General features: G+C 72.9%; 11 protein-coding genes. 9 read left to right on the top strand and 2 right to left on the bottom strand.

Translation table 11 applies throughout. From position 1 onward, the window contains the following. Positions 1 to 4: 4 nt before the first annotated feature. Together OG718_RS10475 and OG718_RS10470 are read left to right on the top strand one after the other, a co-directional pair. Positions 5 to 1,108, top strand: coding sequence for a LacI family DNA-binding transcriptional regulator (locus OG718_RS10475; protein WP_143634991.1), 1,104 nt, complete (start codon positions 5 to 7; stop codon positions 1,106 to 1,108). Between the two features lie 18 nt (positions 1,109 to 1,126). Beyond that, a complete protein-coding gene (locus OG718_RS10470) occupies positions 1,127 to 3,100 on the top strand; it encodes a DUF2264 domain-containing protein (protein WP_328843985.1) in 1,974 nt (657 codons plus the stop codon). On the opposite strand, the gene OG718_RS10465 is transcribed toward OG718_RS10470, so the two are convergent. Further along, positions 3,021 to 3,458 carry an STAS domain-containing protein gene (locus OG718_RS10465; RefSeq protein WP_143634995.1) on the bottom strand — a complete coding sequence of 146 codons (438 nt, stop codon included), beginning with the start codon at positions 3,456 to 3,458 and terminating at the stop codon, positions 3,021 to 3,023. The two genes, OG718_RS10470 and OG718_RS10465, sit on opposite strands and share 80 nt — an antisense overlap. A 302-nt stretch (positions 3,459 to 3,760) precedes the next feature. Here OG718_RS10465 and OG718_RS10460 point away from each other — a divergent pair, with 302 nt between their 5' ends. The 5 genes from OG718_RS10460 to OG718_RS10440 all read left to right on the top strand — a co-directional run bounded on the left by OG718_RS10460 (position 3,761) and on the right by OG718_RS10440 (position 9,584). Continuing rightward, positions 3,761 to 4,258, top strand: a complete 498-nt coding sequence (locus OG718_RS10460) for a hypothetical protein (protein ID WP_328843984.1) — start codon at positions 3,761 to 3,763, stop codon at positions 4,256 to 4,258. Positions 4,259 to 4,274: 16 nt separating this feature from the next. Next, entirely contained in the window at positions 4,275 to 4,808 is a 534-nt protein-coding gene (locus tag OG718_RS10455; RefSeq protein ID WP_328843983.1) for a GNAT family N-acetyltransferase, read from the top strand. Between the two features lie 131 nt (positions 4,809 to 4,939). Beyond that, positions 4,940 to 6,439: an ABC transporter substrate-binding protein gene (locus tag OG718_RS10450; RefSeq protein WP_328843982.1), complete on the top strand. Its 1,500-nt coding sequence runs from the start codon at positions 4,940 to 4,942 to the stop codon at positions 6,437 to 6,439. 15 nt (positions 6,440 to 6,454) lie between these two features. Further along, on the top strand, positions 6,455 to 8,299 hold the full coding sequence (locus OG718_RS10445) for an ABC transporter permease subunit (RefSeq protein ID WP_443054980.1): 1,845 nt from the start codon (positions 6,455 to 6,457) through the stop codon (positions 8,297 to 8,299). Continuing rightward, entirely contained in the window at positions 8,292 to 9,584 is a 1,293-nt protein-coding gene (locus OG718_RS10440; RefSeq protein WP_328843981.1) for an MDR family MFS transporter, read from the top strand. The genes OG718_RS10445 and OG718_RS10440 overlap by 8 nt, the downstream gene beginning before the upstream one ends. 87 nt (positions 9,585 to 9,671) lie before the next feature. Here the strand turns inward: OG718_RS10440 and OG718_RS10435 are convergent, their stop codons facing one another. Beyond that, positions 9,672 to 11,180 carry an MFS transporter gene (locus tag OG718_RS10435; protein ID WP_143635006.1) on the bottom strand — a complete coding sequence of 503 codons (1,509 nt, stop codon included), beginning with the start codon at positions 11,178 to 11,180 and terminating at the stop codon, positions 9,672 to 9,674. A gap of 274 nt (positions 11,181 to 11,454) precedes the next feature. Between OG718_RS10435 and OG718_RS10430 the strand changes: the two genes are divergently transcribed. Further along, positions 11,455 to 11,853: an ArsR/SmtB family transcription factor gene (locus tag OG718_RS10430; RefSeq protein ID WP_260694973.1), complete on the top strand. Its 399-nt coding sequence runs from the start codon at positions 11,455 to 11,457 to the stop codon at positions 11,851 to 11,853. A gap of 6 nt (positions 11,854 to 11,859) precedes the next feature. After that, positions 11,860 to 12,390 (top strand): SRPBCC family protein, encoded by a 531-nt coding sequence (locus tag OG718_RS10425; RefSeq protein ID WP_143635008.1) that lies wholly within the window; start codon positions 11,860 to 11,862, stop codon positions 12,388 to 12,390. Positions 12,391 to 12,399 lie beyond the last annotated feature (9 nt).

The raw sequence follows: 12,399 nt of genomic DNA, 5'->3' as shown, positions 1-12,399 counted from the left end.
GGAGATGGGCAACGACATGGCAGAGGCGGAGCCGACGGCGAAGCGACGCGTCACCATTCGCGAGGTCGCCGAGCGGGCAGGCGTGTCCATGGCCACCGTCTCGCGTGTACTCAGCGGCAACCACCCCGTGCCCGCGTCGACCCGGGCCCGTGTGCTGCGCGCCTCCCGCGACCTCGACTACGTGGCCAACGCGCACGCCCGCGCCCTGGTCGGCGGCGGCCGAAAGATGGTCGCCGTCGTCCTGCGGCAGGTCACCAGCCCCTTCTACGCGCAGGTCGCCGAGGGCGTCGAGGCCGAGGCGGCCTCGCGCGGCTGGCTGTGCCTGGTCGGCACCACCGGCGGGGACCCGCAACGCGAGCTGGAATTCGTGCAGTTGATGCGCGAGGAGGGCGCCCGGCTGGTCATCCTCGTCGGCGGGGTCGTCGAGGACGACGCCTACCGGGAGCGCGTCGCGCACTACGCGCAGGCCCTCGACTCGGCCGGCGCGCGCCTCGTGCTGTGCGGACGGCCCGCGCCCGACCCCGACATCCCCGCGCTCGTCGTCGAGTTCGACAACGAGGCCGGCGCCCACGCCATCACCGGTCATCTCCTCTCGGCGGGCCACCGAGGGATCGTGTTCCTCGGCGGACTGCCCGGCAACACGGCCCTCGACGCGCGCGTCGCCGGATACCGAGCGGCGCTCGCCGAGCACGGCCTGCCGCCCGCGGCCGCCCATGTCGTCGACTGCGGCCTCGGCCGGGCGGCGGGCCACCGCGCGATGACCCAACTCCTCAAGGAGACACCGGACTTCACCGCCGTCTTCGCCGGGGACGACATGGTCGCCGCCGGAGCCCTGCGGGCCATCGCCGACGCCGGGCTGCGCGTGCCCGACGACATCTCCGTCGTCGGCTACAACGACATCCCGCTCGCCGAGGACTTCAACCCGCCGCTCACCACGGTGCGCACCCCCGCCGAGGAACTCGGCCGGGCCGCCGTACGCATCGCCCTGCGCGACCCCGAGCACGCCGCGGGCGCCCACCATCTGCTCGGCACCCACATCGTCGTGCGCGACAGCGTCCAGCCGCCCCCGCAGGCGCCGCGCGACGCAGCGCCCGACAGCCCTCACTGACGGAGGACCCACCCCCGTATGACCGCGCCGCACGTGTCGCTCACCGACCCGACGCACTCGTCCTTCCTGCCGCCCCCCGACCTCGTACGCTCACCCGTCACCGGCTGGACCCGCGCACACTGGGAGGCGATGGCCGACCAGCTCCTGGACGGCCTGCTCCCTTATGCCTCAATGGAGTTGGCCCAGTACCGGCTGCCCGGCCGGCCCGGCCACGCCGGGTCCTGGTCCGACGGCCTTGAGGGGTACGCCCGCTCGTTCCTGCTCGCCGCCTGTCGCATCGCGGGCTCCGGCGGGCGTGTCCCGCCGGGGCTGATCGAGCGGTACGCGGCCGGACTCGCCGCCGGTACCGACCCGGAGGGCGCCGACCGCTGGCCGCCCATCGCCGACCGGGCCCAGCCCATGGTCGAGGCCGCCTCGATCGCGATCGCCCTGCACGAGACCAGACCGTGGATCTGGGACCGGCTCGACGACGGGGTACGACAGCGGGTCGCCGCGTGGCTCGGCGGGTTCGTGGGCGCCCGGGCCAACGACTCCAACTGGCGGCTCTTCCAGGTCGTCACGGAGGAGTTCCTCGCCTCCGTGGGCGCCCCGCACAGCCGCGCCGAGATCGACGGCGGCCTGGCGCGGCTGGAGGACTGGTACCGGGGCGACGGCTGGTACACCGACGGCGACGGCCGCAAGTTCGACTACTACAACGGCTGGGCCCTGCACCTTTACCCGATCCTGTGGGCCCGCATCGCCGGCCCCCGCGCGGACACCGCAGTGACGGAGGTCCACCGGGCCCGTCTGCGCGCGTTCCTCGACACGCACCAGTACTTCTTCGGCTCGGACGGCGCACCCGTGCACCAGGGCCGCTCCCTCACCTACCGCTACGCGACGGCCGCCCCGCTGTGGGCCGGAGCGCTCGCCGACGCGACCCCGCTGCCGCCCGGCCTCACCCGCCGTCTGGCATCGGGCGCCCTCAAGCACTTCACCGAGCGCGGGGTGCCCGACGAACGGGGACTGCTGAGCATGGGCTGGTACCGGCCCTTTCTCCCGGTCACCCAGCGGTACTCGGGCCCAGCCTCGCCGTACTGGGCGAGCAAGGCGTTCCTCGGCCTGCTGCTCCCCGCCGGCCATCCCGTCTGGACGGCTCCCGAGGAACCGGGTCCGGTGGACACGGCGGACGCGTATCTGGCGCTGCCCGCCCCCGGCTGGCTGCTCCACTCGACCGCCGCCGACGGGATCGTACGACTCGTCAACCACGGCAGCGACCGTCTGCCACCGCCTCCGGCCGAGGCCGAGGACAGCCCGCACTACGCGAAGTTCGCGTACTCCAGCGCCACGGCTCCCGACACCCCGGCGGACGGTTCCGCGACCGGACCCGACAGCCACATCGCCCTGCTCACGGTGGACGGTACGGCCTCCGGACGTGGCCGGATCCATCCCCTCGGCGTGGAGGGCCGCCGTGCGGCGTCCTGGCACCGGGCGGTCCTGCCGGGCTCCGACGAGGGCCACCGCATCGAGACGAGCAGCGTGGTCCACGGCCCCTGGGAGGTGCGGGTCCACCGTGTCGAAGGTCCGCCGGGGGCCGTCGTACGCGAAGGGGGATGGGCCCTGGCCGACGACAGCGGGCCGTTGACCGAGGCCGCGGGGCCCGGTTGGGCGCTGGCGCGCCGCCGGTCGGACGGCCTCACGAGCGCGGTCGTGGCGTTGTACGGGTGGGACGAGCCCGGAGCCGACGGCCCGGCGCACGGCACCGTCGCACAGGTCGGTGGCGCCAACGCCTACGGCGAGTACTCCGCCACACCCTGTCTGCGGCTGCCCGCCCACCCGGGTCGCCCGCATCTCCTGGTCACGCTCGTCGTACTGAGCGCCGACCCGGCGCGGCCCTGCGACCCCGAGGCGCTGCGGGCGCGGGCCGGTACACGTGTCACCGCGGCGGGAGCGGTGGTGGTGCGCTTCCCGGACGGGACGGAGGAGGAAGTGCCGGCAGGGGCGGGAAGCGCCTGAGGAGCCCGGAGGCGCGTAACAGCCGGTGGATGCGGGGCTGGTCGGAGACGAGGCGGAGGGAGCCGCCCCGCTCCTTCGCCCTGCGGTCGGCCCTGCACAGCACCCGCAGCCCGGAGCAGTCGAAGAAGGTGACCCGGCGGAGGTCGACCAGGACCTGGGGCGCCCGACCCGCGGTCACCGCGTCCAGGTGCTCGGCCAGGGCGTCGGCCGTCGCCATGTCGATCTCGCCCAGCACCTCGACCACGGTGAACCCGCCGCTGGGGTAGCTGTGGGCGTACGGATTCGCCGCGGGGACTCCGTACGCCGCCGTGCCGCACTCGGGCAGCCCGGGGGCCTGGTCTTGGGATTCCGGCGACATGTCGGCTCCACCTCTGCAGGGGAGGGCGTATTCGATCTCGGTAGCTACCCCGCCCGCGGCGGAACCATCCATGCCGCACCGTCCACAAGATCTAGTTCACTCGACCCAGTGAATTTCAGCTGCAACGGTTGACTTTTGGTCTTTGTGTTTACTCAACATGCCCTGTGCAAGGGGGTGTTGCGGACGTAGGGTCGCCGTGCTGTCCCAGTCGCGGGCCGCAACTCTGCCCGTTGTCTGCACGATCGTCCACGAGCCGTGTTCGTATGACTGACCATGAACTGTCTGACCAAGGAGGGTTGGCGGTGGGAACGCCGGTACGTACTCCGTCGGGCGGACCGCCCCTGCTGACCGAATGCGGGCTCATGGAGCCGGTGCAGGAGATGGAGTTCACCGCCCATTTCTCCCGTGCGGACGGGGAGTTCGCCGCCGAGGCGGCCGCCGTGGCGGTGACGGGGGTGATCGACGCCCCGCTGTCCTTCGTCACTCCGGTCCTCGACGCCGGCCGCTCCGCGAGCAAGTGCCTGCTGGCGCGCAGCGCCGCCGACACCTGCCGGATCGTGCTCACCGCGGACCCCATGGGCATCACCGTGGCGGCCACCGACGACGTCAAGGTCTCGCTGGACTCCTGTGACCAGGCCGGCGCCAAGAACCTGCCGCTTCTCGCCGTCGTCGACGGGCTGAAGGTGCACCACGGGCCGGACGGCCATGTCTGGGTCGTGTGGAGGGGCTCATGGTGGCGGGTGGACGCGACCTCCGACGGGCACGGCGGCCGCACCCCGGACGGACCCGCCCAGCCTTAATGCATATGATGTGCAGGTGCGTGACTACTGCATAAGAACTGCGACGCCCGACGACCTCGACGGCGCGCGGTCCGTGATGCTCGACACCGTCTACCGGGACTTCGGCACCGGGTACGTACCGCGCTGGCACCGCGACATCATCGACCTGGACTCCTTCTACCTCGCACCCGGCCGGCACACCCTGCTGGTGGCGGTCGACGAGCGGGACGGCACGGTGGCCGCGACCGCCGCGCTCGACTCCCGGGGCCCGGCCCATCCGCCCAACCCGCGCGACCTCGCCGAGCGCTACCCCTCCGGGGAGACCGCCCAACTTCGCCGCGTGTACACGCGCGCCGATCACCGGCGACAGGGCCTGGCCCGGCGGCTGGTCGGCGAACTCCTCGACTTCGCGGCGGCGGACGGCGGCTACCGCGCCGTCTATCTGCACACCGACCCGGCGGTACCCGGCGCCGAGGCGTTCTGGCGGTCCCTCGGCAAAGTGGTCCACGACGAGCGCGATGAGCCAGGCGGCGGGCAGCGGATCGTGCACTTCGAAGTCCCCCTGCCCTGACGGTCCCGTTGCCCTGACCGGCCCATTGCGCGTCGCCCGCACATCTCGTACAGCACGCACGCCCCGCACCGCGCGAAGAAACCATTCCCCACAAGTCACGAATCGCTCCCCCCCCCACGAAGAAAGAGACCATGCGCTCCCTGCCGCGCCGTCGCCGGTTCGTCGCCGGCCTGCTGCTCGCCCCCCTGCTCACCGGCTGCTTCGCCTCCGAGGGCGGGGAGGAGTCCTCCGACAGCGCGAACGGCTCCCGGCTGAGGGTCGCGCTGGCCTTCCCGCCCGCCGAGAACTTCAACCCGTACGGTGCCGACGCCACGCTCCTCAGCCGGCTCGGCGTGGCCGAGGGCCTGACCCGCCTCGACGCCAACGGCGCCGCCGCCCCCGCGCTCGCCGAGTCGTGGAGCCGCGAGAACGACCGCAGCTGGCTGTTCACCCTGCGGGACGCCGCCTTCCAGGACGGCACCGAGGTCACCCCGAAGGCCGTCGCCACGGCCCTCACACGCGCCGCGGGCGCCGAGCCCGTCACCGCCGCCCTGTCCGGCGTCGACCTCACCGCCGAGGCCGCGGGGGATCGACGCGTACGGGTGAGCACCGCCGAGCCCGACCCGGCACTGCCGTTGCGGCTGTCCAGCCCCGGCCTGGTGGTCCTCTCCGCCGAGGCGTACGCGGAGAAGGACGCCGTCAGCCCGGTCGGCACCGCCACCGGCCCCTTCGAACTCACCAAGGTCACCGGGACCACCGCGGCCACCCTGGACCGCTTCGAGGACTACTGGGGCGGCCGCGCCCAGGCCTCGGGCGTCGACGCGAGGTTCATAGCCGACGGCACGGCCCGTACCAACGCGCTGCGCACCGGCGGCGCCGACATCGCCGAGGCCGTGCCGGTCTCGCAGGCGACCTCTCTCGACGAGGTGACCCGCCGCGAGACGGCCACCACCCGCACCACGAGCCTGCTGCTCAACACCGAGAAGGGCGCGTTCAAGGACCCGAAGGCACGGGCCGCCGCCCGCGAGGCGATCAGCACCTCCGAACTCGCCAGGGGCGTCTACGAAGGGCACGCCGACCCCGGCGTCGGCATCTACGGACCCGCGCTGACCTGGGCGGCCGACAAGCGCGTCAAGCCGGCCGGGAGGGCCGGGGCGGCAGCCGCCGACGGCACGCCGGTCACCGTGGCCACGTACGACAACCGGCCCGAACTGCCCGAGGTCGCCCAGGTGCTCAAGCAGCAGCTGGAGAAGGCCGGGTTCAAGGTGAAGCTGGAGGTGCGCGAGTACTCGCGGCTCGAAAGCGACGCGCTGGCCGGAAAGTTCGACGCGTTCGTGTCCGCGCGCAACACCATGCTCGACACCGGCGACCCCGTCTCCATCCTCGCCAGCGACTACACCTGCAAGGGCAGTTACAACCTGGCGCTGCTGTGCGACAAGAAGGTCGACAAGGCAGTCGCCGAGGCCGAGACGGTCACCGACACCGCGAAGCGGCAGGACGCGGCGATGACCGCCGAGGCGGCGATCCTCGGCACGGACGCCGTCGTGCCGCTGGTCCACCAGCGGATCATCACCGGCGTCGGCGCAGCGGTCAGCGGAGCGCTGCTCGACCCGTACGAGCGCAGCCTCGTCGGCGTCGGCACGCGGCGCTGACGGGCGGCGGCGTACGTGCTCAAGGCCGTCGTACGCGGCGCAGCGCCGGTGCTGCTCTGGCGCGCCGCCCTCGTCGCCGCCCTCCTGTGCGGCGTTGGGCTGCTGCCCTGGCTGTCGCGAACGGACCCGGCGCTCACCGTGCTCAAGGCGCGGTCCGCCGAACGCGCCCCGACGCCTGAGGTGCTTGACGCGATCCGCGCCCAACTCGGCCTGGACGCCGGGCCATCGAAGCTGCTCGGCGACTGGCTCGGCGGGCTGCTGCACGGTGACGCGGGCCGGTCGTGGATCTCCGGTGCGGAGGTCACTCCGTCGGTGCTCCAGGCGCTCGGGGTCTCGCTCCTGCTGATGGGCGGCTCGCTGGCCGTCGCGGTGCTCACGGCGGGGGCGGTGTGCGCCCGTACGCTGCGGCTCGGCGCGGGGCGGCGGCCCGACGGCCCGCGCTCGGCGGGCACCGGATCGGCGCTCCTGTCCACGCTGCCCGACTTCCTGACCGCCTCGGTGCTCGCCGCCGTCGTCGGGGTGCAGCTCGGCTGGCTGCCCGCGCTCGGCTGGTACGGGCCCCAGTGGATGGTGCTGCCCGCGCTCTCGCTCGGCCTGCCCGCGGGCGCGCTGCTCGGGCGGATGCTCGACGACCTGCTGCCGGGCGCGTACGCCGAGCAGTGGGCGCTGGCGGCCGCCGCGCGCGGAGTCCCGGGCCGGAGCATCGCCCGGCAGGCACTGCGCCGCTGCGTGCCCGGACTGCTGCCGAACTTCGGGCTGTTCGTCGTCGGTCTGACCGGCGGCGCGGTCGCCGTGGAGCAGGTCTTCGACATCCCCGGGCTGGGACGGCTGACCCTGCAGGCCGCGGTGGCGCAGGACCTGCCCGTCCTCCAGGCGGGCACCCTCGCCCTCGTCCTGCTGGCGGCGGTCGCGGGAGGCCTCACCCGGCTCACGGCGAGGCTCCTGATCGGCCCGGCCCTGCGCGACGGCGCGCTCTCCTCGCTGCACCGCCCGACACCGCCCCGGCCCACCACGCTGCCCCTGCTGTACGGCGGGCTGCTGCTCGCGGTCGTCGCGCTGGGCCTCGCCCGGGATCCGCTGCGCCTTGACACCACCGCGCGGCTCCAATCCCCTTCCTGGGCCCACCCGTTCGGCACGGACGGGCTCGGGCGCGATGTGCTGGCCCGGGTCGGCCACGGGGCGCTGAGCACCCTGGCCCTGGCCCTCGCCGTGAGCGCGGCCGCGCTCGTACTCGGTGTTCTGCTGGGGCTGCTGCCACGGTTCTCCGGGCCGCTCGTCGACACGGTCAACGCCGTACCGCCGGTCCTGGCGGCCCTCCTCGTCACGGGCGTCGCGGGCAGCGGTCCCTCGACCCCGGCCCTCGCGGTGACCGCCGTCGCCTGGGCACCGCTCGCGGCCCACACCTCGGCACTGCTCCAACAGGAGCGCGCCACCACACACTTGACGGCGACCAGGGGCCTGGGCGCGGGCCCGTTCCAACTGCTCCGCCACGAACTCCTTCCGGCCGTCCTGCCTCCGGTCCTGCGCCACGCACTGCTCCGCCTGCCGGGCGTCGCCCTGGCCCTCGCGGCCCTGGGCTTCCTCGGCCTCGGCGCGCAACCGCCGTCCCCGGAGTGGGGCCTGCTCCTGTCCGAGAACCAGCCGTACGGGGAACGGGCCCCGTGGGCGGTACTGGCCCCCGCAGCCGCACTCGCCCTGCTGGGGGCGGTGGCCGTCACGGGCGGGGGAGGGGTGAGGTGGCCCGGGCGGCCGCGTCGCGCACGCCGCCCCGACACCCGCTGGATCGAGACGGCTGCGCGTCCCGGGCCACCGGACCGCGCCCGGCCGATCCGAGCGGAAGGCATGACGTCCGATGTCTGAGCAATCGCCTCCGCGAGCCTCCTCCGACGGTCGTACGCAGACCGGCCGCCCTCGGCGCAGAATCCTTTCCTCGCTGCGGACCTTCGCCGCGCTGCCGCCGCTGCTCCGGCTCCTGATCCTCACTCAGCTCGCCTTCAACATCGGGTTCTACGTGGTGCTGCCGTTCCTCGCGGAGCACCTCGGCACGGCTGTCGGCATGGCGGGCTGGATGGTCGGGCTGGTGCTGGGGCTGCGGACCTTCAGCCAGCAGGGGCTGTTCGTGGTGGGCGGGGCGCTGGCCGACCGGTACGGCGTACGGCCGGTGGTGCTCGCCGGCTGCGCGCTGCGGATCGCCGGATTCGGCTGGCTCGGTTTCGCGGAGGCGAGCTGGGCGGTCGTCGGAGCCGTCCTCCTGATCGGCTTCGCCGCCGCGCTGTTCTCGCCGGCCGTCGAGTCGGAGGTGGCCCGGCAGGCGGTGTGCCGGGAGGAGGCCGGGGAGGGCCCGCGCACCCATGTGCTCGCCCTGTTCACCGTGGCGGGTCAGGCGGGCGCGTTCCTCGGCCCGTTCATCGGCGCGCTGCTGCTGGCCGTGGACTTCCGCGCGGTCTGTCTCGCCGGTGCCGGAGTCTTCGTACTCGTCCTGGCCGGGCACGCGTGGCTGCTGCCGCAGCACATCCCCGGGCGGGTCCGCGTGCAGAGCCGCGGTGGCGTCCGGCGACTGGTGCGCAACCGTGGCTTCCTCGCGCTGTGCTGCGCGTACGGCGCCTATCTGCTGGCGTACAACCAGCTGTACCAGCTCCTGCCCGTCGAGGTGGAGCGCGCGGCGGGCTCGCAGGCGCCGCTGGCCTGGCTGTTCGCGCTCTCCTCGCTGCTGGTGGTGACAACCCAACTGCCTCTCACGCGCTGGGCGGGGGACCGGCTCGACCTGCGCCGGTCCATGGCGGCGGGGCTGCTGCTCATCGCGGCCGGTTTCGTGGTCGCCGTGGCCAGGCCCGCCGCGTGGACGGGAACCGTGGGGCTCCTGCCCGCGGCCGGTTACGTCGTCCTGCTCACCCTCGGCCAGATGCTCGTCGCGCCCGCCGCCCGGGCCTGGGTGCCCGACCTCGCCGACGGCGACAGGCTCGGCCTCTACACCGGCGCGCTGTCCTCGGTCTCCGGCCTGATCGTCCTGGTCGGCAGCGCGGCCACCGGCTCTCTTCTGGACACGGATCTGCCCCCGGCACTGCCCTGGCTGGTGCTGGCCGCGCTCCCCGTGGCGGCGGTCGCCCTGCTGCCCCGGCACCGACGCGCCGAGCCGAGGAAATGAGACGCGGCGGACCGCCGACCTGAACGGCCGACACGAAAGAGGGGCCGCCGTCTCCCTGCAGACGGCGGCCCCTCGGCTTTCGGTGGGTCACATGTGGACGACAGGCGCGGCTTCCGCGTCCTGCTCGGGAACCCCGCGGCGGTAGAGGAGGAAGGCGATCGCCGCGCCCACCGCGAAGAAGCCCGCCGACCACCAGAAGGCGGTGGTGTAGCTCTCGATCGTCGACTGGGCCTGGACCAGCTTGTCGGTCGCGTCCTTGCCGGACAGGTAGCCGGTCGCGGCGCTCGCGGCGAGCGTGTTGAGGAGGGCGGTACCGATGGAACCGCCGACCTGCTGCATGGCGTTGACCGTCGCGGAGGCGACACCGGCGTCCTCCGGCGCGATCCCGCTCGTGGCCAGGGCCATCGCGGGCGGCATCACGATGCCGAGTCCCGCGCCGATCAGGAGCAGCTGCGGCAGCACGTCGGTCGAGTAACTGGAGTCGACCCCGATGCCGGTCAGCCAGGCCATGCCGACCGCGGCGATCGCGAAGCCCGCCGGGATGACGACCTTCGGCCCGATGCGCGGCACCAGCTTCGTCGTGGAGACCTGGGCCATGACCATCAGGGCCGCCATCATCGGCAGGAAGGCCACACCGGTCTTCGTCGGGCTGAAGCCCAGGTTCAGCTGCAGGTAGTAGGTGAGGAAGAGGAAGACACCGAACATGCCCGCACCGGTCACGAGCACGGCGAGGAACGAGGCCCCGCGGCTGCGGTCGAGCAGGACGCGCATCGGCAGCAGCGGGTGCGCGGCACGGGTCTGCCACCAGGCGAACACCGTCAGGAGCAGCCCGCCCGCGATCAGGAAGCCCCAGGTCTGGGGTGAACTCCAGTCGTGCGTCTCGGCGTTGGAGAAGCCGTAGACGAGGGCGAAGAGCCCGGAGGAGACCAGCAGCGCGCCCGGCAGGTCCAGCTTGGAGCTCGCGGCGTCACGGTGGTTGCTCAGCAGCATCCAGCCGCCGACCAGGGCGATCACGGCGAAGATGATGTTGACGTACAGGGTCCAGCGCCAGTCCAGCGCGTCCGTCAGCACACCACCGAGCAGCAGTCCGAGCGCACCGCCCGCGCCGGCGATGGCGCCGTACACGCTGAACGCCTTGGCGCGCTCCTTGGCGTCGGTGAAGGTCGTGTTCAGGAGCGAGAGCGCGGCGGGTGCGAGGAGTGCGGCGAAGACTCCCTGGAGGGCGCGCGCGGTGACCAGCATTCCGAAGCTGTTCGCCGCGCCGCCGAGCACGGAGGCCCCGGCGAATCCCGCGACACCGATGAGGAAGACGGGCTTTCGCCCGAAGAGGTCGGCCAGCCGGCCGCCCAGCAGAAGCAGTGAGGCGAAGGCCAGCGCGTACGCGGTGACGATCCACTGGCGGTTGCCGTCGGAGAAGCCGAGGTCCGCCTGCGCCGACGGCAGGGCGATGTTCACGATGGTCGCGTCCAGCACCACCATCAGCTGGGCGATCGCGATGATCGAGAGGATCCACCACCGCTTCGCCGCCGACGGTGCGTCCGCCGTATCGGGTGTGCCCTTACGGGCACCTTCGGAAAGAGTCTCAGTCTGGGACATCGGAGCACCACTCCAGGGAAGGTTCGCTCGGCATGACGGATACGTAAACGAAACCGTTTCGTACGCCTTGAGGCTAGACCACTTTTATCGAAACGGCAAAGTTTCGCTACTGAGAGAGGGCTCACATGCGCGGGGGCGCCTTTCGAGGTCGACGGCGCCGGGCTGCACTGCGAGGTGCGCGGCGAGGGTCCGCACTGCTGCGCGGAAGCCTGCCGGTGTTCCTGGGGCCATTTATTCCTTGACGGGCATATAACTGCGGGGTCATATTGGAACCATGTCCGACGCCTCCCTCTGGGCCGCACTCGCCGACCCGCACCGACGGGCCATCGTGGCGCTCCTCCTGGAGCGGCCGCGGTCCGTCGGTGAGATCGTCGAGACGTGCGGTCTGAGCCAGCCGAGCACGTCCAAGCACCTGAAGGTGCTGCGGGACGCCGGGCTGGTGCGCGTACGACAGGACGCGCAGCGCCGCGTCTACGCGCTCGACCCGGCGCCGATCGCGGAGCTCGATGCCTGGCTGGCCCCGTACCGCAAGCTCTGGAGCACAAGCCTGGACGCGCTGGGCCGACGCCTGGACGAGACGGCGACAGCGGCAGCGCGGAAGACGGCCCCGGAGACCTCGACGGCGGGGGAGTCGTCGGACGAAGACACCTCAACCCCCTCCCCGAAGGACTGAGCCACCATGTCCACGGAACCCACCGGTACCTACCTGACCCTGGACGACGGCCGCCCCGCCGTCCGCTTCACCCGCACCTACGACCACCCCGTCGGCCGTGTCTGGGAGTTCGTCACCGAACCCGGGGAGCTGGCCCACTGGTTCCCGTCCCGCGTCGAGATCGAGCTGCGTGAGGGCGGCACGATCAGGTTCGGCAGCGACCCGAACATGGATGACTCCACCGGGCGCGTCCTCGCGGTCGACGCGCCCAGGCACCTCTCCTTCAGCTGGGGCGGCGACGAACTGCACTTCGATCTGGAGGAGTTGGACGAGAAGCGCACCCGTTTCACCCTCACCAACGTCCTGGAGGCCGAGAACACGGCAGCCCGCAACGGCGCCGGCTGGGAGGTGTGCCTCTCCGCCCTCGACGCGCACGCCGGGGGAGTCTCCTTCGGCGGCCCGCACGCGGGTGCCGGTGCGCCCTGGCAGGAGGTCTACCGGGCGTACGTCGAGGCCGGCGTCCCTTCCGGAGCCCCGATCCCGGGACAGGACGCCTGACGCCGGCAC

Origin of the sequence: Streptomyces sp. NBC_00258, from assembly GCF_036182465.1 — a bacterium.
GTDB lineage: Bacteria > Actinomycetota > Actinomycetes > Streptomycetales > Streptomycetaceae > Streptomyces.
The sequence above is the reverse complement of the archived record's forward strand: the minus strand, read 5'-3'. Positions and strand labels throughout refer to the sequence as shown.